Here is a 19,787-nt window from a genome sequence, read left to right as displayed (position 1 = left end):
CAGCTTCTCCGACGCCGCCGGGTTTCGGACCATGGCCCGCGAGGCCGGCGCCGCCGTGCGCAGCTTCACCGTGCGCCACCAGTTCGTCGACGGTGACCTGGTCTGCTCGGTGATCGACTGGGAGATGGCGATGCTGCCCGGAGTGCTCACCGCCGCCGAGGTACTGCAGATCAAGGACGGCACCATCGTGCGCGGCGAACTGATCTACGACGCCGAAGACCTGCGCAAGGCGATGGCATCCGCGCCGTAGCACCCCGCTGGGTTACGGTGCGCGCAGCTGGTCGAACCATTCGCGGGCCGGTTCGGAGCGCGCCGAGAGCTCATGCGCCCCTTGGATGAGGTAGACCGGCACGTCCAGGCTCGGCACCGAGACGCGGAAGTCCAGGCGCTGTAGCTGGGGGGAGACCACCGCCGCCATGTCCGCGAGCGCCTTCAGCTTGTTGATCTTGTCGAGCGGGCCGTACTCGGCGGCGCCGGTGCCGTCGATGCCCGGTGGGCGGTGCGCCTGGAAGTAGGCCGACCTCGGGTAGTTGGCGAGTGTGTCGTAGTAGCCGACGATGAACGCGTTGGCGTAGATGTCCCGGTAAGGCGGCGGACCGAACTCGCGCATCCGTTCGGCCAGCGCGGTGTCGCCGGTCCGGGTCGCGTGTTCGAGCAGTTGCCGGTAGATGATCTGGTCGCTGGCGAGCTGGCTGGCCATCTGCCCGGCGCCGATGTAGGCGTGGAAGAGCTCGGGGTTGCGTTGGACGGCAAGCACTCCCAGTGTCGAGCCCCAGGAGTTTCCGAACAGGTAGATCTTCTCGGTGCCGAACCGGGCGGCCAGGTACCGCGCAAGCGCCACGGTGTCGGCCACCGCCTGCTCCAGGGTCCAGGTGCTGGCGGGATCCAGCGCCGCATAGGAGGTCCCGGCGCCGCGCTGGTCCCAGACCGCGAACACGAAATCGTCCTCCAAGCCGGCCATGTAGGCGCGGGTGTAGCCCAGATCGCTCTGCCCGGGCCCGCCGGCCAGGTAGAGCAGCACCTGGTTGGCCGTGCTCCGCGCGCGGATCAGCACGGTCTGCTCATGCCCGCCAAGGGAGACCTTCGCCAGCTCAGCGACGCTGCCGGCAACCGGTCGCCCGTCGGCGGCCAGGATCGGCTCGGTGCTCCCGGGCCGGGTGAGCAGCACCCCGAACGCGACCAACGCGACGGTCAGCATGGCCACCACGATGCGCCGATGTTCTGGTCATGATGACTCCTCCCGCGTCACCATCGTGACCACCATCCAGTCCGTCCGCGCCGGACTTTGGTCAGCGGCACCCGGGACCCAAGGTGTCTCGGTGAGCCCGAGGGTGGGCAGGAGAAGTCGGGCGGTGTCGCCGCCCAACTCGACGGCGCCGGTGGCTATGAGGGGATGCTTGGCGGCGGGCCGATGACGGGGGTGCCGCAGGTGACTGCGGACAGCGGACCGGCGCCGGCCGCGTTGTAGGCCCGGACCCGGTAGCAGCGGGTATCCGAAGGACCGTTGTCGACGTACCAGAACCGCGGTGAATGGTCGGGTCCGCTGAGGGGGCCTTTGTTGGGGATGTAGGTGTGCTGCTTCGACCAGAGGTTGACGACCTCCGGTGCCGCCTTGGTGCGACCGGAGAGGATGTTGACGTCGACCATCAGCCGGGCGTTGCGGCCAGCGGAATCGGTGCGGTAGACCCGGTAGCCGGTCGCCGTCGCGACCGCCCGCCATTCGACCTGCACCTCACCTGAGCCACCGGCCGACCCGGCGGAGGCGGTGACGATCCCGGGAACGGGTCCAGGTAGGACCTTCGTGGGGGTCGTCCGCCGCGTGGTGGCAGTCGTCGTCGGTGGTTGTGTCATGGTTGTCGGCACCGGCGTGGTCGCGACCAGGGACGTGCTCGCCGGCTGTGTCGTGGTCGTTCCCGGCGTGGCGGTTTCGGTCCCGCCGTCACCCCAGGCGAGCACGGCGGCCACGACGACGCAAACGGAAAACACTCCAGCCAATGCCCATATCCACGGTGGCCATCTCTTAATCCAGCTCCAGTTCTTCATACCCCGACCGTGCCTGCGCCCACCACGACCAGGTAGAGACCTTCGACCCGCCTGTTCCGGGACTCCGAACCCGGTCGAGGCCAGGCCAATGGACGGCACCCCGCTCATCTCCACCGAGTTGGGCCGGTTCCACACCGCGTCCGGCCTGCCGCTGCCCGTCGCACCCGGACCGGTGTGGATCCTGCTCGTGCCCGTCTGAACGTCCCGCCGGGCCGTGTCCTAGGTCCCTGGCGACCCCGGACGGCTCGTGACCTACTGGGGGCGAGCTGAGGAGGTGAAGACCTTGACACAGGCGGATCTGGCCGCGACCGTCAGGCCCACCACCAGCGGTTCGGTGCTGGAGTGCTCCGGCCTGACCCGGCGGTTCGGTGACCGGGTCGCGGTGGATGGTGTGAGTGTCCGGATCGCGCCGGGTGAGACCTACGGGCTGCTGGGCCCGAACGGGGCCGGCAAGACCACCGTGATCCGCATGGTGTGCGGGCTGCTGCGCCCGGACGCCGGGACGGTCGTGGTCGCCGGCCGGGAGATGCGCGGTGCCGGTGGGCTGCGGGCCCGTGCGCTGGTCGGCTATGTGCCGCAGGACGTGGCCCTCTACCCCGACCTGACCGCGCGGGAGAACCTGCGGTTCTTCGGCCGGATGTACCGGCTGCGCGGTTCTCGGCTGCGCAGGCGGGTCGAGGAGGTGCTGGAGTTGGTGGACCTCACCGAGCGGGCGGGCGAGCGGGTGGAGTCCTTCTCCGGGGGCATGCGGCGGCGGCTCAACATCGGCGCCGGGTTGCTGCACGAGCCCACGCTGCTGGTGCTCGACGAGCCGACGGTAGGCGTGGATCCGCAGAGCCGGCACGCGATCCTGCAGAGCGTGCGGCGGTTCAGCCGGTCCGGGATGGCCGTGCTCTACACCACGCACTACATGGAGGAGGCCGAACGCCTCTGCGACCGGGTGGGCATCATCGACCACGGCCGGCTGATCGCCGAGGGCACGCGCGGCGAGTTGGTCGCGCAGGTCGCCGAGCGCGACCGGATCAGCCTGGTCGCCACCGGCGACCTGGCCGCCTTCGCCGCCGCCTGCCGGGACCTGGCCGGCGTGTTCGGTGTGGGCACCAGCGTGCCGGAATCCGACGCGGCGAGCGGGACTGCGCCTGGCGCGCTCGCGGGTGCCGTCACCACCGACGGCGAGGTGCACCTGCTGGCCGACTCCGGCCGCCGGCTGCTGCCGGCGGTGTTCGACCTGGCCGACCGGCGCGGGGTCACGGTGCGCAGCGCCCAGGTGGTCGAGCCCGACCTCGAGTCGGTGTTCCTGCACCTGACCGGCACCGCCCTGAGGGAATGAGCAGCCATGTCACCGGTTCTCGCCATCGCCGCCAAGGACCTGCGCCAGCGCCTGCGCGACCGGTCCGCGATCGTGCTCGGGTTCCTCGCCCCGGTCGCCATCGCCGCCCTGATGAGCTTCGCGTTCGGCGGCGGGGACAGCTACCACCTCGACGCCGCCGTCGTGAACAACGACCATGGCGAACTGGCCGCCGCCTTCACCCAGGTGCTGCGCAGACCTGAGCTGTCCGAATTGGTCACGGTGCACACCGTGCGCGACGAGGCCGACGCCCGCGCCCAGGTGGACAGTGGTCAACTGGGTGCCGCGTTCGTCATCCCGGCCGGCTTCACCGCCGCCGCGCGCGGCGGGAGCGCCGTGCCGGTGACCGTGCTCGGCCGCGTCGACGAGCCGGTGACCCAACAGGTCGGTGCGGCCATCGCCGAGGGGTTCACCGCGCAGCTCAACTCCGTCCGGCTGACCGTGGCCACCGCGCTGGCCTCCGGCGCGCCTGCCGACACGCTGCCCGCGCTGGCCGCCGAGGCCGCGGCACGCCGGCTGCCCGAGCAGATCACCACTGCCCAGGCAGGCACCCGGCCGCTGCGGTCGATCAGCTACTTCGGCCCGGCCATGGGCATCTTCTTCGCGTTGTTCGCGGTCGGCTTCACCGCACGCGGCTATTTCCTCGAAAAGGAGACCGGCACCCTGGACCGGATCAGCGCCGCCCCGCTGCGACCCGGCGTGGTGCTGGCCGGAAAGTCGTTGGCCACCCTGGGCTACGCGCTGGCCAGCCTCACCACGATGGCCCTGGTCACCACGCTGGTGTTCGGTGCCTACTGGGGTCCGCCGCTGCCCGCCGCCGCGCTGATCGTCGCCATGACGCTGGCCATGGTCGGGCTGACCGCGCTGGTGATCTCGCTGTCCCGCAGCCAGCGGCAGGCCGAGGGCGTCGCCGCGATGCTCACCTTCGGACTGGTGCTGCTCGGCGGGAACTTCGTCTACCTGGCCATGGCACCGCCGCCGCTGCGCGCCCTGGCGCTGCTCACCCCGAACGGCTGGGCGCTGCGCGGTTTCACCGACCTGGCCACCGGCGCCGGCGCGTCCGCCGCCGTCCTGCCGGTGCTGGCGATGCTGGGCTTCACCGCGGTGTGCGGCGGGCTGGCCGCGCTGCTGTCGAGGAGGGCGGCCCGATGACCGCGCTCGCCATCATGGGCACCGGGCTGCGTCGCCTGGCCCGGGACCGCACCGCGCTGTTCTTCATGGTGCTGCTGCCCACCGTGATCATCCTGGTGATCGGGGCGACCGTGCGCGACAACGGCGAGCTCCGCATCGGCGTGGTGACCGCCGAGCAGACCCCGCTGGCCACCGAACTGGTCACCGAACTGCGCAACACTCCGGCGCTGCGCGTCACCGACCACGCCGCGGCGACCGCCCGAACCGCGTTGCGCCGCAACGAACTCGACGCGGTCGTGATCGTGCCGGCCGGCCTGGACGCCACGCTGCGCTCCGGCGGCACGGTCACCATCCCCGTACTCGGCGGCGCCGCCGCGTCCACCCAGCAGGCGGCTCAGTCGGCCGTCGCCGGCGCGGTCGCCCGCCATGCCGCGCGGATCGAAGCGGCCCGGTTCGCCGCCGCGAAGCGCGGCGGCACGTTCGACGAGCACCTCGACACCGCCACCCGGCTGCAGGGCACCGTCGGCGCGGTCACCGTGCGCACCGAAACCGTCGACGCCACCAGCGACTACCTGCCGCTGGGCTTCAGCTACAGCGCACCCACGATGCTCGTGCTGTTCGTGTTCATCAACGCGCTGGCCGGCGGCGCGGCCATCATCGAGTCACGCCGGCTCGGCATCTACGAACGCGCCGGCGCCGCACCCGTGCGCCCGCGCGACATCGTGCTCGGCGAGACCCTCACCTATCTCGCGGTGGCGCTGCTGCAGTCGCTGCTCATCGTCGGGATCGGCGCCGCACTGTTCGGCGTCCGCTGGGGCGACCCGCTGGCCGCCGGCGCGCTGATCACCGTCTGGGCCCTGGTCGGCACCGGCACCGGAATCCTGGCCGGCACCCTGTTCCGCACCCCCGAACAGGCCGGCGCCATCGGTCCCGCCATCGGCATCGCCGCCGGCATGCTCGGCGGCGCCATGTGGCCGCTGGAGATCGTCCCGGACGCGATGCGAACCATCGGGCACATCACCCCGCACGCGTGGGCGGTCGACGGCTGGACCGAGATCCTCTCCCGCGGCGGCGGCATCCCCCAGATCGCCACCCAACTTGCCGTGCTCGGCGCGTTCGCCGTAACCCTGCTGACAGTGGCCAGTGTCCGGTTGGGACGCCGCCTCACCGCATGATCGGACGGGAAGGTCACGGATGCACCTGGGTGGATTTGATGCGCTGGAGGGGCGCATAGCGGCGCTCACGCGGGCGAACCGGGTACCAGGGCTGTCGATCGCCGTGGTGGGAGCGGACGGTGAGCGGTGGCAGCGCGGGTTTGGCGTAACGGACCTGAGCAGTGGGATACCGGTGGGTGCGCGGACTCCGTATCTGTGGTTCTCGATGACGAAGATCGTCACCGCGACCGCCGTGCTGCGCCTGGCCGGCACCGGTGCGCTCCACCTCGACGCCCCGGTGACCGACTATCTCCCGACATTCGCGAGGGTGGTGCAGCCGCGGCCGGTAACCGTGCGGCACCTGCTGTCCCACAGTTCCGGACTGGCCAACCCGCTGCCGATCCGCTGGGTCCGGCCCGCCGACGCGCCGGCCCCCGACCAGGCCGCGTTCGTGGAGCGGCTGCTTGCCCGCCACCGCCGGCTCGCATTTGCCCCTGGGGAGCGGGCCCGTTATTCCAACCTGGGTTACCTGGTCCTGGGACAGATCGTGGCGGCGGTCGCCGGCGAACCGTTCGAAACCCACCTCCGCACCCACGTGCTGGGTGCGCTCGGGATGGCCCAAACCGGCTTCAGCTACGCCGACGTGGGCGACGAGGAACCGGCAACCGGATACCAGCGGCTGCCCGCTGCACTGACACCGCTGCTGCGGGCGATCCTGCCGGCTGGAATCGTCGCGGGCCGGCAGGGCCGCTACGTCGCCTACAAGCCGTTCCACGTCCTCGGCGCCGCCTACGGCGGACTCGTCGGCGGGGTAGCCGACGCGGCGCGGCTGGCGATGTTGCACCTCAACGACGGCGTCGTGGACGGGATGCGACTACTGCCGGCCGGCCTCGGCATCGTGATCATGGGCAACACCACCCGGTACGACCACGAGGCCATCCTTGCCGCGGTCATCCGATCCGCTGACCGCCGGTCGCTGCCGCCGGGCTGGCCGCCGGCCCGGGAGACGAGACGCCGGTGACTGAGGCCGACCTGGCCAACTTGCGGCTGGGCTGGATGCCCGCCCAGGCCTGGCGGTACAACTCCAGTCTGGAGACCGCCCGGATCTTCTTGATGCGCCTGCGTTTCGCCCACGTGCTGCCGATGATCGGCCGCGACACCTACCTGCGCGGGCGCGGCCACATGCTCGGCAAGCTGCTCGACCGCTTCGTCGTGGCCGCCGGTGGCGAGCTAGCGCCTGAGACCGTCCACAGTGGATCAATGGCTGGTCCTGCTCACGGCTGGAGGTCCCGTGCGGGCGTGCCCTTGGTCCCTGTTGTCGCTGGGTGGGCGGTGGCCTACTGAAGCCGCGAGCGTAAGGAGGAAGCCATGGCCGGATGCCAGTTCTGTGGCGGACTCGGCCGGGTGGCACCCGGTGGGATCACCGGTCAGCTCGCTGCGACGTTCGGCGCCGACGTCCATCCGTGCCGGCAGTGTCGGGGAACCGGCCGGGCCGGCCCGGAGGGGCCTGCTGTGCTGCCCGCACCGCGGCCGCCACTCGCCGGGCGGGTCCTCGCCCTGCCCGGCGAGTGGCGTGTGGAGATCCACGGCTCCGGCCGGATCCTCGCCGTCCTCGGGTTCGTCCTCACGGCCCACCGCTTCGAGGCGCGCAGCGACTACGGCGGTCCGCTCGGCTGGCAGGCCGAAGGTGAGTGGACCCGCCCGGCTCCCGGCAACGTCATCCGGTTCACCGGCACCCAGTCCAGCCCCTACCTGCTGACGACGGACTACCGGTGGGGCGCCACCCTCGAACCGCGGGAGCACGACCTGCTGCACGGCCAGTCGGTCGCCGGCGAATGGACCACCTGGAGCCGCACGGCCGCCCCCGCGTCCGAGGCGGAGGTTCCGGCGCCCGCCCAGCGCATCGAGCACGGTGCCCACTAAGGAGGCAGCCATGAACAAGCAGGGGACGACCGAGAAGCTGATCATCGACACGGCCTTGCCGAGCTGGGACGTGGAGATCGCCGAACACCTGCTGGTGCACGCCGAACCGGAGCTGACCTGGGGGGTGGCCCGCGACCTGAACCTGGTGACCGTGCACACCCCGCTGCTGGACGCCGCGATGTGGGTACGCGGGCTGCCGGACCGGATCGCCCGCCGGGCGGCCGCGGCGCCGCCAAGGGTGACCCTGGGCGGCGAGGGCGACATGCCCGGGTGGCTGCTGCTCGGTGAACGGCCGGGCCGGGAGATCGCCGCCGGCGCGGTGGGCCGGTTCTGGCAGCCGGCCATCACCTGGCGCGATGTCCCGCTCGCCGAGTTCCCGACGTTCGCCGAGCCCGGTTGGGGCAAGATCGCCACCGCGGTCACCACGCTGCCTTTCGGCGACGGCCACACCCTGCTGAGCTATGTGTGCCGCACCGCGACCACCGACGAGGCCGCACGGCGGCGCTTCGCCCGCTACTGGTGGCTGGTCCGCCCGTACGTCGGGCACATCATGCGCGCTGTCGTCCGGACAATCGCGGTCGAAGCCGAACGTGCCGCGCGATCCACGGTGGACGGATGAGCTGTGGGGGCTCAGCGACTACGACTCCGGCCGGGCGACGAGGACGGGGCAGGGGGCATGGTGGATCATGGCCTGGCTGACCGAGCCGAGGGCGAGCCCGGTGAGTCCGCCGCGACCCCGGCTCCCGACCACCAACAGTTGGGCGCCCTTGGCCGCGTCGCGCAGGGCGCGGGCCGGGCGGTCGTGCTCGATCACCCGGTGGACCGCGACCTCCGGGTACCGCTCCTGCCACCCGGCCAGGCGCTCGGCGAGCACCTCGGTCGCGCGTTCGGTCTGTGCGGCCCAGTCCAGGTCGGGGTAGAACGAACCGTCCGGGAACACCGCGTCGGTCCACGCGTGCACGGCTACCAGGCCACTGCCGCGCAGGGCCGCCTCCTCGAAGGCCAGTGCGATCGCCGCCTCGCCGGCCGGTGATCCGTCGACGCCGACCACCACCGGCCCGCCGGGGTCGGGCCGCCCATCGCGCACAACGGCGACCGGGCAGTAGCCGTGCCCGGCCAGCGCCACGGCCACCGACCCGACAAGCAACCCGGTGAACCCGCCCAGCCCCCGCGACCCGAGCACGACCATGGCCGCGTCCTGGCTGACCTCCCGCAGAACGACGACCGGGTCCCCGCACAGCAGTTCGGACTCGGGGTCCAGGCCGGGCGCGGCAGCTTCCGCCTCGGCGACCGCCTGCCGAAGCAGCGCCGCCGCGGTGTGCCGGATCGCCTCACGCAGCGTGGTTGAGTCCACGAAGACCGGCCGGTACGCCGGAAGTGGCCACTGGTAGACGTGCACCACCCGCAGCCGCCGGCCGCGTTGTTGTGCCGCCCGGGCCGCCCAGCGGGCCGCGTTCCGGGCCGACTCCGACCCGTCGACCGCGACCACGATCGGCTTCACGGTGTGCACCATGCTCATCGGGTCCGTTCCCTGACGGCGATGACACCGGGAATCGCGGCGATCCGGGTGAGCTCCGGCCCGGTCTCCACGCCGGGGCGGTGCCTGCCGGTGAGCAGCACGACACCCTCATCGACGCTGACCCGCACCGTGTGGTCCGGGCCGGCATTCAACCGGTCCAGCACCTCGTGCTCGACCTCGACCAGAATCTCCTTGTCCGGTCGGCGGAACACGCTCAGCACTTCGCGCGGTCCCAGCACACCGACCAGCCGGCCGTTGTCCACGACGAACATCTGCCGCCAGCCGTACCGCACGAACGTCCGGCTGGCCTCGGCCAGCGGTGTGTCGGCGGCGACGGTCGGCGCCGGCGAGGTCATCAGCTCGATCGCGGTCAGCCGGCCGCTCCCCGACTGTCGCCGGGTCCGGCCGCGCAGCAGGTCCAGTTCGGACACCACGCCGAGCACGGTGCCGGTCGCGCTGACCACGGGCACGGCAGCGATGTCGCGGTCCGCGAGCTGTTCCAGAATCTCCTTGAACGGAGTGTGCGGGCGGACCATGCCGGAATCGCGACGCATCACGGCCGCGACGGTCATCTCGTTCATCCGTCCCTCCCTTCCCCTCTCACTCTCGCCGGGGCGTGGACGATTCGGCAGCGACTCGAGACCTCAACCGGCAGGGACCTTCGACCTCGACCGGTCTGATCTGATCGGATACCTCCGTGATCCACGACACTGCCAGCGCATTCGAGAAGGTGGGCCGGGTGCTGCCCGGCCTGGGCGTCCTGCGGCAGTACCGGCGGGCCTGGCTGCGGCCCGATGTGCTTGCCGGGGTCACGGTCGCCGCCTATCTGATCCCGCAGGTGATGGCCTATGCCGAGGTCGCGGGGCTGGCGCCGGCGGCCGGGTTGTGGGCGGTGATCGGCTCGCTGCTGGTGTACGCGGTGTTCGGCTCGTCGCGACAGCTCTCGGTCGGGCCGGAGTCGACCACCGCGCTGATGACCGCGGTGGCGATCGCCCCGCTGGCCGGTGGCGACCCGGCCCGCTACGCCACCCTGGCCGCGGCGCTGGCGCTGATGGTCGCGGTGATCTGCGTGCTGGGTTGGGTGGCCCGGCTGGGCGTGCTGGCCGATCTGCTGTCCCGGCCGGTGCTGGTCGGCTACATGGCCGGCATCGCCGTGATCATGATCGTCAGCCAGCTCGGCAAGATCAGCCGGCTGGCCGTGCACGGCGACTCGGTACTGGACGACCTGGGCTCGTTCGCCAGCCAGATCGGGCAGATCCACCTGCCGACGGCGGTGCTCGCGGCCGGCGTGCTGGCGGTGCTGCTGGTCGGGGCCCGGATGTTCCCCCGGCTGCCGATTCCGCTGTTCGGGGTGCTGCTGGCCACCGCGGCCACCGCCGCGTTCTCTTTGCGGGAGCACGGAATCCAGGTGGTCGGTACGGTCCCGGCCGGCATCCCGGTGCCGGCTCTGCCCGCCGTGTCCGGCGCCGACCTGGTCGCGATGCTGCTGCCGGCGCTCGGGGTCGCGATCGTCGGCTACAACGACAACGTGCTCACCGGCCGCGCGTTCGCCAACCGCCAGTCCGAACGGATCGACGCCAACGCCGAGTTGCTCGCGCTCGGCGCGGCCAACGCCGCGGCCGGGCTGCTGCGCGGTTTTCCGGTCAGCAGCAGCGGCAGCCGCACCGTGATCGGTGACGCGCTGGGCAGCCGCACCCAACTGCACTCCCTCGTCGCGGTGGCGGCGGTGGTCCTCACCCTGACCTTCGGCCGGGCCGTGCTCGCCCTGTTCCCCGCCGCCGCGCTGGGTGCGCTGGTGATCTACGCCGCGCTGCGCCTGATCGACCTCGCCGAGTTCCGGCGCATCGCCCGGTTCCGCCGCAGCGAGCTGATCCTGGCCCTGGCCACCACCCTCGCCGTGCTGCTGTTCGGCGTGCTTTACGGGATCCTGGCCGCCATCGCACTGTCCATCCTGAACCTGCTGCGCCGCCTCGCCCGCCCCCACGACGGCATCCTCGGTACCGTCCCCGGTCTGGCCGGCATGCACGACATCGACGACTTCGCCGACGCCACCACCATCCCCGGGCTGCTCGTCTACCGCTACGACGCGCCACTGTGCTTCGCCAACGCCGACAACTTCCGCACCCGCGCCCTGGCCGCCGTCGACGACTCCCCCACCCCCGTGACGTGGTTCCTGCTCAACACCGAAGCCAACGTCGAGGTCGACATCACCGCCGCGGACACCCTCGAAGACCTCCGCCGCGAACTCGCCCGCCGCGGGATCACCTTCGCCCTGGCCCGCGTCAAACAGGACCTCCGCGACGACCTGCGACCCACCGGCCTGCTCGACCGCATCGGCCCGGACCTGATCTTCCCCACCCTGCCCACCGCCGTCGACGCCTACCACCGGCAGACATCCTGACGGCCGCCTCCATCAGCTCACGCCGACCTCCACATCGGACCGGGTACGAAGTCCCGGCCGGTGCGGGACGTGCGCCACTGCACCGGCCCGACGGGTCTCCCTAGTTTCGAGACAGAGGGTATCGACGGGAGGTGGCCGTGCTGAGCACGATCACGACGCCGGCCGCCGACCGGGAGCACGCCGGGGTGCAGGCGCTCGCACCGGAAGCGGTTTTCGCGGCCTACGGTTGTTCGTCGCGCGGGCTGAGTACGGCGGAGGCCGCGCGGCGGCTGGCGGCCGGCGGCCGCAACGAGCTGCCCGGGCCGCGGCGCCGCTCGCCGGTGTTGCGGTTCCTTCGCCAGTTCACCGATCTGTTCGCCGTGGTGCTGATCGTGGCCGCCCTGCTGACACTGTCGGCCTACCTGCTGGGTGATCCCCGGGAGGTCGGCTACCTGCAGCTGACCGTGGCGATCCTGGCGGTGGTGGTGCTCAACGCGGCGATCGGGTTCGGCCAGGAGTACATGGCCGAGCGGACCGCCGAGGCATTGCGGGCGATGGTGCCGCACCGGGCCCGGGTGCTGCGTGACGGCGAGCGGGTCGAGGTGCCGGCCGCCGAGTTGGTCATGGGGGACGTGGTGGTGCTCGAGGCCGGCGACGCGGTGTCGGCGGACTGCCGCTTGGTCGAGGCGCACGAGCTGGCGGTGAACAACGTGGCCCTGACCGGGGAGAGCGACCCGGCCGGACGGACCGCCGAGCCGGTCGCGGCGGGCATCGCCCGGTTGGAGGCGCGCAACCTGGCCTGGATGGGCACGGTCGTGGCCGCCGGCACCGGCAAGGCGGTGGTCACCGGGACCGCGACCGCCACCGAGTTCGGCCGCATCTACCGGCTGACCGCCGAGACGGCCCCGGACCGCAGCCCGCTGCAGCACCAGATCGCGATCATGGCGAGGCGGGTGGCCGCGGCGGCGTTCGCGTTGGGGGTGCTGCTGTTCGCGGTGCGGCTGCCGGCCGGCGATCCGCTGGTGGAGACGTTCATCTTCGCCCTGGGCGTGATGGTGGCCTGTGTGCCGGAAGGGTTGCCGGCGACGCTGTCGGTGGCGCTGGCGATCGGGGTGCGGCGGATGGCCCGGCGCCAGGCGCTGGTCAAGAAGCTGGTCGCGGTCGAGACGCTGGGGTCCACGACGGTGATCTGCACGGACAAGACCGGCACCCTCACCCGGGCCGAGATGACCGTGCAGCAGGTCTGGGCGGCCGGAGCCACCCACCGGGTCAGCGGCGTGGGCTACGCCCCCGACGGCGCGGTGGAGGATCCGGCGCCGGTGCGCGAGCTGTTGCGGGTGGCCGCGCTGTGCTGCGATGCCCGGCTGCTCCCGCCGAACGGCGAGGCGGGGTGGCGGGTGCTCGGCGACACCACCGAGGGCGCGCTGCTCACCGTCGCCGCCAAGGCAGGCCTCGACATGGACGCCGAACTGGCCGCAGCACCCCGGGTCGGCGAGTTCCCGTTCGACTCGGCCCGCAAGCTGATGACCACCCTGCACACGCAGAACGGCCGGACCTGGGCGTTGGTCAAGGGTGCGCCGCTGGAGCTGCTGGCCCGCTGTATCCGCGTCCGCACCGCGGCCGGTGAGTCCACACTGGACGATCCGGCCCGCGAACAGGTGTTGGCGGCCAACGACGCCATGGCCTCCTTGGCCCTGCGGGTGCTGGCGGTGGCCGTCGGCGAGGTTCCCGACGCCAGGGTGAGTCAGGCCGATGCCGAGAGCGGGCTCACCCTGCTCGGCCTGGTCGGCATGCTCGACCCACCCCGCCCGGAAGTCGTCGACGCGGTGCGGACCTGTCGCGGCGCGGGGATCCGGGTGGTCATGGTGACCGGGGACTACGCGCTCACCGCGGAGGCCATCGCCCGCCGGGTCGGCATCCTCACCGAGCCCGGTCCGCCGCGCACGGTCACCGGCGCCGAACTGGACAGGCTCGACGACGAGGGGCTGCGTGCGCTGCTCGCCGCACCCGGCGACGTGCTGTTCGCCCGGGTCAAACCCGAGCACAAGATGCGCGTGGTGGCCGCGTTCAAGGACCTCGGCGAGGTGGTCGCGGTGACCGGGGACGGCGCCAACGACGCCCCCGCGCTCAAACGCGCCGACATCGGCGTGTCGATGGGCGCCTCCGGCACCGACGTGGCCCGCGAGGCCTCGGTGATGGTGCTGCTGGACGACTCGTTCGCCTCGATCGCCGCCGCCGTCGAGCTGGGCCGCTCGGTCTACGCGAACATCCGCAAGTTCCTGGTCTACGTCTTCAGCAGCAACGTCGGCGAGTTGGTGCCGATCCTGGCCGCCACCTTCGCCGGGTTCCCGTTCGTCCCGATCACCGCCCTGCAGATCCTGGCCATCGACCTCGGCTCGGACGTGCTGCCCGCGCTGGCGCTCGGCGCCGAGCGGCCCGAGCCCGGGGTGATGGACACCCCGCCACGCAGCCCGAGGCAGCGCCTGTTCTCCCTGTCGCTGGTGCGCCGGTTCCTCTTCCTCGGCGGCATCCAGGCCATCGGATCCACCGCCCTGTTCTTCTGGCACCTGCACTCGGCCGGCATCCCGCTCACCGAGTTCACCATGGACAACCCGGTCTACCGGGAGGCACTGACGATGACCCAGGCCGCGATCGTCATCGGCCAGATCTTCGTCGGGTTGGCCGTGCGCAGCGACCGGCACAGCGTCTTGCGGCTCGGCCTGCTGTCCAACCGGGCCTACGTCGGCGCCCAGCTCGTCGGGGTCGCGATGATCTGTGCGATCAGCTATGTCCCGCTGCTGCAGGAGCTTTTCCACACCGCGGCACTGTCCCTTGCCGACTGGACGCTCGTCGTCGCGGCCGGCGCGCTGGTCCTGGTCGGCGACGAGATCCGCAAGGCACTGCTCCGTCGCAAGGAGGTCGCGACATGAAGGCGATCATCATGGGCTGCGGCCGGGTCGGCGCGACGCTGGCCCAGCAACTGTCCGCCGACGGGCACACGGTATGCGTGCTCGACCGCGACCCGGACGCCCGGGAACTGCTGCCCGCCGGCTTCACCGGAGAGTTCCTGGTGGGCAACGGCTACAACCGGGGTCTGCTCGAACAGGCCGGCATCGGCACCGCCGACGCGTTCATCGCGGTGACCTCCGGGGACAACACCAACATCGTCGGCGCCCGCATCGCCAAGGAGGACTACCGGGTCCCCCAGGTGATCGCCCGCATCTACGACCCCCGCCGCGCCGACATCTACCGCGATCTCGGCATCCCCACCGTCGCCAGCGTGCGGTGGACGGTCACCCGGATCAATCAGCTGCTACGGCACCGCCACGTCAACCCCGAGGTGTCCTTCGGCAACGGCGAAACCCTGCTGGTCCGCGAAGTGCTGCCGGCCTGGCTGGCCGGCCGGCCCCTGCTCGACCTCGAAGTGGACCACCAGATCCGGGTCATCGCCATCACCCGCGGCGGCCACTCCTTCCTCCCCACCGGCGACAGCCTCGCCCAGCCCGGGGACGCGGTCAGCATCGCCGTGGCCGCCACCGCGCTGGACCGGCTGCGCTCGTTCCTCGGCAAGGAGCTCGGCTCATGAAGATCATCGTTGCCGGCGCCGGCCGGCTCGGCGAGCAGGCCGCCCACCTGCTCACCGCCACCGGACACCAGGTCACCGTCATCGAGCGGGACCGCAAGCGGCTGGCCGACCTGGCCGGCGAGCACGTCCACCGCCTGGTCCACGGCGACGCCTGCGAACCGTCCATCCTGGAATCGTCCGGCGTGCTCAACACCGACCTGCTGCTCGCCGCGACCGGCGAGGACGAGGACAACCTGGTCATCGCCCTGCTTTCCAAGCGCCAGTTCGCCGTGCCGCGCACCCTCGCCCGGGTCAACGACCCCGACAACACCTGGCTGTTCGACGCCCGCTGGGGCATCGACGTCGCCCTGCCCGCCGCCACCCCGCTGATCTCCCTCATCGAGGAAGCCTCCGGCGCCACCGACACCGTCGGCCTGGTCCAACTCGCCGCGGCCGGTGTCACCGTCATCGAAACCCACATCGACGAGCGCTCCACCGCCGCCGGCCGCACCCGCACCGACCTGACCCTGCCGCCGGGCACCATCGTGGCCGCCGTCATCCACGACACCCAACCCCTCATCCCCGACAACGACTACCGCTTCCACCCCGGCGACACCGTCCTCGTGGTCACCAACACCGCCACCGAACACGACATCCACAACGCGTTCCAATGACCGGCGGCTCAACTGGTCGGAGCCGATGTGGCTGCGTCGCAAGGCCGCCGCCGGCCAAGGCCCCCCTTCTCCCCGTCCACCGGAGGCGCAAGACCGTCGCACGCTCATGCGCCAGGCCGGCCGCAGCTCCGAGGACATCGCCGAGCAACTCGGCAACACCCGAGCCGTCGCCGAAGCCCTGGAGAAGATGATCAAGCCGCGGTGCACGGGCAGGGCAAAAAAGGTTCGAGTCTCGCCCCCGAAAACGGGGCTCTACCTGCGGAAACAGTGGGCGCAGCAGGATTTGAACCTGCGACCGCTCGGAGACAGACTACCCGTCCACGCCGGTCCACCTGAGTCCATCTACCTGCGGAAACACTCCATCGCGGTCCATGTGCGTACATGCCGATCCACGGGGTTTAGTGACGGTAAAGTGACGGTTGATCTTGGACCGCGATCCAGTCTGCACAAGCGAGCGCCCAGCCAGTCACCGCCCTGGAGTGATTCGCCCTGTGCGCCTCCCGGTCCCGCGGCCTGCCGTTTCGGGACACGCAGCCAGCCGGGTGTCGAACGAGGCGTCCGGGAACGGCAGCGCCTGGGCGTCGGCCTCCCGCAGGTCGATCTCCCGGCCCAACCCCGCCGCCCGGCGCGCCAGACCTGGAGCAGGTCGGGCTGAAGTCGATTCCGGTCAGGGAAACCGCGTCCGGGTTGAACGGCAGGTTCCGGCCGGTCTCCACGGCCACCTTGAGCACCTCGCCCGTGGCCCGCGAGCACACCCACTACCGACCGCCGCCACCGAATCACACCGCCGTCGCAACCGGCACGCGATCCCTGACCAGGGACGATTGTCCCGGTCACGGACACCGTAAGCCCCTGGTCGACGCGCACCGCTGCGGCGCAGTCTCGACCTGGACGATCAGCACGGGAGACGAGCATGTGCGAGTACTGCGGCTGCCAGGCACTGGAGGCGATCGCGGAGTTGACCCGGGAGCACGATCAGGTGGTCGCCCTGATCGGCGACGTGCGGGCGGCGCACGGCCGGGGTGACGTGACCGGGATGGCCGCCACGACCCGGCGAATCGCCGCCGTCCTCGGCCCGCACACCGCCGTGGAGGAACAGGGCCTGTTCCCCGCGCTGGCGGCCGACTTCGGCGACCACGTCGACAGCCTGACCGAGCAGCACCGGCACATCGAGTCGGTGCTCGAGGAGGCGGCGCACGCCACGCCCACCGACCCGACCTGGCCCGACCGCCTCGTCGCCGCGACGCACCTGCTGCGTGAGCACATCCTCGCCGAGCAGGACGGCGCGTTCCCGGCCGCGCTGAGCCACCTCGACCCCGCCGACTGGGACGCCGTGGAAGCGGTGCGGCAACGCGTCGGAAGCGCCCCGGCCGCACTGCCCACGGCCGGCTGAGCGGCACCTCAGGGCGTCGCCGCCATGGACGTGGTTTCCCAGGAGAAGCCGTACGGGTCGGTGCACGGCTGCGCGGCGGCGCCGAGGGCGATGCGGTGGGATCCGGTGCCGTCGGGCGAAACGCCGGCGTCCTTGGCGAGGGCACGGCGCCGGTACAGGGCCAGTTTGACGGGGCCCGACCCGGAATCGAACTCGACGTACATGCGGCCGAAGCTCTTCGCCACGGTGAGGCCCCGGTCGAGGTAGAACTGTTTGCTCGCGGCCACGTCGGTGACGCCCAGCAGCAGCACCATGTCGTTGATCTGCCCGGTGGCGGGGCCGGTGTCCTTCTTCGCGGAGGTCGCGACCTTCCAGATCGTCCCGTCCGGAGCCTGCATGACGCCGCCGTAGCCCCACAGCGACTTCGCGGCGGGCTTGAGCGCCGTGGCCCCGGCGTCGAGTGCGGCGTCGATCAGAGCGTTGGCATCGGCCGGCTGGGACACCGTGAGCGACAGGGTGAACCCGCGGAAGCCGGTGGTCGGTTCCTGCGAAGCCCGCAGGCGCAGCCGGGTGCCCAACCCGAAGGCGGTGGTGTAGAAGCGTTCGGCGGCCACGGGATCGGCCACCTCGAGGGTGACGGTGTCGAGGAAGGTCATGCCGGAAACGCTAGGCGCGACCCGGCGACCTGCGCTTCTTCATTCCTGACCGGTCTCGCCGCCACTATCGAGGAGGCCGACAATAGGTGCGTCAAGGTGCGGCTCGTGCGGGTTGCTGGGGGATCGTCGATGACCGTGTTGGAGATCTCCGATCTAGTGGTGGCGTGGGATCCGCTGACCGGTGAGCGTCAACGGATCCGCCGCGCCGAGGTGGTCGCCCGGCTGCGCGCGGCCGGCGACGGGCGGGCCGCCCGGATCGTGCACCGGATACCGGTCGTCGGCGAGTTTCTGGACCGGTGGCGGTGGACCGGTTGCTGGTCCGGGTCCACACCGAACTGCAGCGGCTCAACGAGTAACTGCACATGGCGCGGCGGTTCGCCGAGATCTTGGTGCCGATGGTCACCGCCGCACGGGTGAGGGGAACCCGGCCGCGGGTCGTGGACATGGGTTGCGGCCTGGGGTTCATCGTGCGCAGCCTGGCGGCCTCCGGTGTACTGGGCGCCCACGTCGAGTTGGTGGGCGTGGACTTCAACCGGGCGTTGGTGGCCGAGGCGACCAGGCTGGCCGAGCAGGAGCGACTCCCGTGCTCGTTCCTCTGCGCGGACGCGTTCGCGCTGGCCGAGCCGGCCACCGTCTACCTGTCCAACGGTGTGCTGCACCACTTCCCCGCCGACCGGCTGGCCGAGTTCTTCCGCGCTCAGGACCGCCCCGGCACGCAGGCGTTCCTCCACTACGACATCGCCGCGACCCGGCTGGCCCCGTTCGGCGCCTGGGTATTCCACCGGGCCCGGATGCGGGAGCCGCTCGGCCGCCACGACGGCGTGATGTCCGCGCGCCGCGCCCACAGCGATCAGGTGCTGCTGTCGGCCGCGGCGCACGCCGCCGGCATGGACACGTTCCTGTTCGAACCGCCTCGGCACACCAACCCGTTCTGCGCGGCGATGCGGCCGGTGCTCGGCGTTCGTCCGGCGGTGACCGGCGAGTTCCGCCGGGTGCTCGGACGCCGGGCGCGTGGGCTCGTGCGGGCCTCCTGATGGCCACGACGGTTCCGGTCGTGCTGGGTCTGCTCGCGCTCATCGACGCCGGTTTCGCCGGCTTCCGCGCCGCCACCGGCCGCAACGCCCGGATCCGCAAGCGCCGCTACTACCTGCTGGCCGCACGCCGGGGATACCGCGCGGGCGCGGCCAGTCTCGGGCTCGTGGCACTGCCGATCGCGGCGACCCTGGCCGTCTCCCCGAACCCGGGCGCCCGGTACGACGAGCTTGTCCGGGCCGGCACCCAGATGCTCCAGATCCTGCTGCCGTTCGCCGCGCTGGTGGTGCTGTCGCTGGAGGCCTACTGGCTGCTGCCGATGCGAGAGAGCACCTTCGTGATCCTGGTGGGCCTCGGCCCGTTCACCTTGCTACGCCCCGCGGTCGACTCGGTGCCATCGCGTGGTCGGTGCCGCGGTCGACCGACTGGCTCGTCTGGGCCGGCGCGATCACGGCGGCGGTCAGCGTGCTCGCCGTCGAACCGGTCGTCCACCGCCGCTGGTACCGGACCCCGGCGTAGCACCGCCGGCCGGGCCGAACCACCGGGGCAGCCGGCCGAGCAGGTCCTGCTGGTCGTCGCTGGCCCAGACGACGTGGCCGTCCGGTCGCAACAGCACGACGGGCACGTCCAACTCCGCGCTGACGTCGACGACGTGGTCGACCCGATCCGCCCAGCCCGCAACGGAAAGCCGGCCGGTCTGGTCGAGCAGCAGCCCGCGGCCGGCGTACATCAGCGCGTAGAGGCGCCCCCGTTCGAGCCCCACGTCCCGCAGCCGCCGGCCGAGCAGGGCGGGTCCTTCGCCGAAGTCGTACCGGATCCCGATCGCGGTGATCCTCTCGACCAGATACCGGTACACCTCCCCGAAGTGCACCAGCTCCGCCATCAGCCGGCGCACCGCCACCGGCCCCGGCTCGCTGGACATCAGCGCCAACTGCGCGCGGGAGGTGTTCAACACGTCGGCGGCCACCAGGTGCCGCTCGGTGTGGTGCA

19 protein-coding genes and 1 pseudogene are annotated in these 19,787 nt (G+C 71.7%); 14 read left to right on the top strand and 6 right to left on the bottom strand.

Annotated features, from left to right (window positions below; genetic code table 11):
- Positions 1-250, top strand: a 250-nt coding sequence (locus VFO68_RS11240; RefSeq protein ID WP_325158164.1) for a hypothetical protein, incomplete at its 5' end; no start/stop codon positions are given.
- Between the two features lie 12 nt (positions 251-262).
- Here the strand turns inward: VFO68_RS11240 and VFO68_RS11235 are convergent.
- Complete coding sequence (locus VFO68_RS11235; protein WP_325158163.1) at positions 263-1,198, bottom strand: alpha/beta hydrolase; 936 nt, start codon at positions 1,196-1,198, stop codon at positions 263-265.
- A gap of 185 nt (positions 1,199-1,383) precedes the next feature.
- A complete protein-coding gene (locus tag VFO68_RS11230) occupies positions 1,384-2,043 on the bottom strand; it encodes a hypothetical protein (protein WP_325158162.1) in 660 nt (219 codons plus the stop codon).
- 274 nt (positions 2,044-2,317) lie between these two features.
- Between VFO68_RS11230 and VFO68_RS11225 the strand changes: the two genes are divergently transcribed.
- From VFO68_RS11225 to VFO68_RS11195, 7 genes are read left to right on the top strand one after another with little or no spacing between them, the layout of a single operon-like run.
- Positions 2,318-3,373 carry an ABC transporter ATP-binding protein gene (locus tag VFO68_RS11225; protein WP_325158161.1) on the top strand — a complete coding sequence of 352 codons (1,056 nt, stop codon included), beginning with the start codon at positions 2,318-2,320 and terminating at the stop codon, positions 3,371-3,373.
- 6 nt (positions 3,374-3,379) lie between these two features.
- Positions 3,380-4,543 carry an ABC transporter permease gene (locus VFO68_RS11220; RefSeq protein ID WP_325158160.1) on the top strand — a complete coding sequence of 388 codons (1,164 nt, stop codon included), beginning with the start codon at positions 3,380-3,382 and terminating at the stop codon, positions 4,541-4,543.
- On the top strand, positions 4,540-5,697 hold the full coding sequence (locus VFO68_RS11215) for an ABC transporter permease (protein ID WP_325158159.1): 1,158 nt from the start codon (positions 4,540-4,542) through the stop codon (positions 5,695-5,697). Before VFO68_RS11220 ends, VFO68_RS11215 begins: the two co-directional genes overlap by 4 nt.
- A gap of 19 nt (positions 5,698-5,716) precedes the next feature.
- Positions 5,717-6,697: a serine hydrolase domain-containing protein gene (locus tag VFO68_RS11210; protein ID WP_325158158.1), complete on the top strand. Its 981-nt coding sequence runs from the start codon at positions 5,717-5,719 to the stop codon at positions 6,695-6,697.
- Positions 6,694-7,020: a DUF6544 family protein gene (locus VFO68_RS11205; protein WP_325158157.1), complete on the top strand. Its 327-nt coding sequence runs from the start codon at positions 6,694-6,696 to the stop codon at positions 7,018-7,020. The genes VFO68_RS11210 and VFO68_RS11205 overlap by 4 nt, the downstream gene beginning before the upstream one ends.
- Positions 7,021-7,044: 24 nt before the next feature.
- Positions 7,045-7,599, top strand: a complete 555-nt coding sequence (locus VFO68_RS11200) for a hypothetical protein (protein ID WP_325158156.1) — start codon at positions 7,045-7,047, stop codon at positions 7,597-7,599.
- Between the two features lie 10 nt (positions 7,600-7,609).
- On the top strand, positions 7,610-8,218 hold the full coding sequence (locus VFO68_RS11195; RefSeq protein ID WP_325158155.1) for a hypothetical protein: 609 nt from the start codon (positions 7,610-7,612) through the stop codon (positions 8,216-8,218).
- Positions 8,219-8,236: 18 nt separating this feature from the next.
- Here VFO68_RS11195 and VFO68_RS11190 read toward each other — a convergent pair whose 3' ends face one another.
- Both VFO68_RS11190 and VFO68_RS11185 read right to left on the bottom strand, forming a co-directional pair.
- Positions 8,237-9,118 (bottom strand): universal stress protein, encoded by an 882-nt coding sequence (locus tag VFO68_RS11190; RefSeq protein WP_325158154.1) that lies wholly within the window; start codon positions 9,116-9,118, stop codon positions 8,237-8,239.
- The gene (locus VFO68_RS11185) at positions 9,115-9,699 is read right to left on the bottom strand and encodes a CBS domain-containing protein (protein ID WP_325158153.1); all 585 of its coding nucleotides are present in this window, start codon (positions 9,697-9,699) and stop codon (positions 9,115-9,117) included. The genes VFO68_RS11190 and VFO68_RS11185 overlap by 4 nt, the downstream gene beginning before the upstream one ends.
- A gap of 116 nt (positions 9,700-9,815) precedes the next feature.
- Between VFO68_RS11185 and VFO68_RS11180 the strand changes: the two genes are divergently transcribed.
- The 5 genes from VFO68_RS11180 to VFO68_RS11160 all read left to right on the top strand — a co-directional run bounded on the left by VFO68_RS11180 (position 9,816) and on the right by VFO68_RS11160 (position 17,130).
- Positions 9,816-11,519 (top strand): SulP family inorganic anion transporter, encoded by a 1,704-nt coding sequence (locus tag VFO68_RS11180; protein ID WP_325158152.1) that lies wholly within the window; start codon positions 9,816-9,818, stop codon positions 11,517-11,519.
- Positions 11,520-11,656: 137 nt separating this feature from the next.
- The gene (locus VFO68_RS11175) at positions 11,657-14,428 is read left to right on the top strand and encodes a cation-transporting P-type ATPase (protein WP_325158151.1); all 2,772 of its coding nucleotides are present in this window, start codon (positions 11,657-11,659) and stop codon (positions 14,426-14,428) included.
- Positions 14,425-15,084, top strand: coding sequence for a TrkA family potassium uptake protein (locus VFO68_RS11170; protein ID WP_325158150.1), 660 nt, complete (start codon positions 14,425-14,427; stop codon positions 15,082-15,084). Before VFO68_RS11175 ends, VFO68_RS11170 begins: the two co-directional genes overlap by 4 nt.
- Entirely contained in the window at positions 15,081-15,737 is a 657-nt protein-coding gene (locus VFO68_RS11165) for a potassium channel family protein (RefSeq protein ID WP_325158149.1), read from the top strand. Before VFO68_RS11170 ends, VFO68_RS11165 begins: the two co-directional genes overlap by 4 nt.
- A 913-nt stretch (positions 15,738-16,650) precedes the next feature.
- Positions 16,651-17,130 (top strand): hemerythrin domain-containing protein, encoded by a 480-nt coding sequence (locus tag VFO68_RS11160; protein WP_325158148.1) that lies wholly within the window; start codon positions 16,651-16,653, stop codon positions 17,128-17,130.
- Positions 17,131-17,138: 8 nt separating this feature from the next.
- On the opposite strand, the gene VFO68_RS11155 is transcribed toward VFO68_RS11160, so the two are convergent.
- Positions 17,139-17,765 (bottom strand): glyoxalase, encoded by a 627-nt coding sequence (locus tag VFO68_RS11155; RefSeq protein ID WP_325158147.1) that lies wholly within the window; start codon positions 17,763-17,765, stop codon positions 17,139-17,141.
- A gap of 362 nt (positions 17,766-18,127) precedes the next feature.
- On the opposite strand from VFO68_RS11155, the gene VFO68_RS11150 reads away from it, so the two are divergent.
- Positions 18,128-18,799, top strand: a complete 672-nt coding sequence (locus VFO68_RS11150; protein ID WP_325158146.1) for a class I SAM-dependent methyltransferase — start codon at positions 18,128-18,130, stop codon at positions 18,797-18,799.
- 458 nt (positions 18,800-19,257) lie between these two features.
- Here VFO68_RS11150 and VFO68_RS11145 read toward each other — a convergent pair.
- Positions 19,258-19,787 (bottom strand): annotated as a pseudogene (locus VFO68_RS11145) (FAD-dependent oxidoreductase); the annotation flags it as partial.

This window comes from Actinophytocola sp., from assembly GCF_035712165.1.
GTDB lineage: Bacteria > Actinomycetota > Actinomycetes > Mycobacteriales > Pseudonocardiaceae > DASYTH01.
This window is presented reverse-complemented; position numbering and strand designations above follow the sequence as displayed.

Excerpts from the sequence above, each read along its gene's own strand:
- VFO68_RS11235 (WP_325158163.1), bottom strand. The coding sequence starts at position 1,198 with ATGCTGACCGTCGCGTTGGTCGCGTTCGGGGTGCTGCTCACCCGGCCC.
- VFO68_RS11230 (WP_325158162.1), bottom strand. The coding sequence starts at position 2,043 with ATGAAGAACTGGAGCTGGATTAAGAGATGGCCACCGTGGATATGGGCA.
- VFO68_RS11220 (WP_325158160.1), top strand. The coding sequence starts at position 3,380 with ATGTCACCGGTTCTCGCCATCGCCGCCAAGGACCTGCGCCAGCGCCTG.
- VFO68_RS11215 (WP_325158159.1), top strand. The coding sequence starts at position 4,540 with ATGACCGCGCTCGCCATCATGGGCACCGGGCTGCGTCGCCTGGCCCGG.
- VFO68_RS11210 (WP_325158158.1), top strand. The coding sequence starts at position 5,717 with ATGCACCTGGGTGGATTTGATGCGCTGGAGGGGCGCATAGCGGCGCTC.
- VFO68_RS11200 (WP_325158156.1), top strand. The coding sequence starts at position 7,045 with ATGGCCGGATGCCAGTTCTGTGGCGGACTCGGCCGGGTGGCACCCGGT.
- VFO68_RS11195 (WP_325158155.1), top strand. The coding sequence starts at position 7,610 with ATGAACAAGCAGGGGACGACCGAGAAGCTGATCATCGACACGGCCTTG.
- VFO68_RS11190 (WP_325158154.1), bottom strand. The coding sequence starts at position 9,118 with ATGAGCATGGTGCACACCGTGAAGCCGATCGTGGTCGCGGTCGACGGG.
- VFO68_RS11185 (WP_325158153.1), bottom strand. The coding sequence starts at position 9,699 with ATGAACGAGATGACCGTCGCGGCCGTGATGCGTCGCGATTCCGGCATG.
- VFO68_RS11170 (WP_325158150.1), top strand. The coding sequence starts at position 14,425 with ATGAAGGCGATCATCATGGGCTGCGGCCGGGTCGGCGCGACGCTGGCC.
- VFO68_RS11165 (WP_325158149.1), top strand. The coding sequence starts at position 15,081 with ATGAAGATCATCGTTGCCGGCGCCGGCCGGCTCGGCGAGCAGGCCGCC.
- VFO68_RS11160 (WP_325158148.1), top strand. The coding sequence starts at position 16,651 with ATGTGCGAGTACTGCGGCTGCCAGGCACTGGAGGCGATCGCGGAGTTG.
- VFO68_RS11155 (WP_325158147.1), bottom strand. The coding sequence starts at position 17,765 with ATGACCTTCCTCGACACCGTCACCCTCGAGGTGGCCGATCCCGTGGCC.
- VFO68_RS11150 (WP_325158146.1), top strand. The coding sequence starts at position 18,128 with ATGGCGCGGCGGTTCGCCGAGATCTTGGTGCCGATGGTCACCGCCGCA.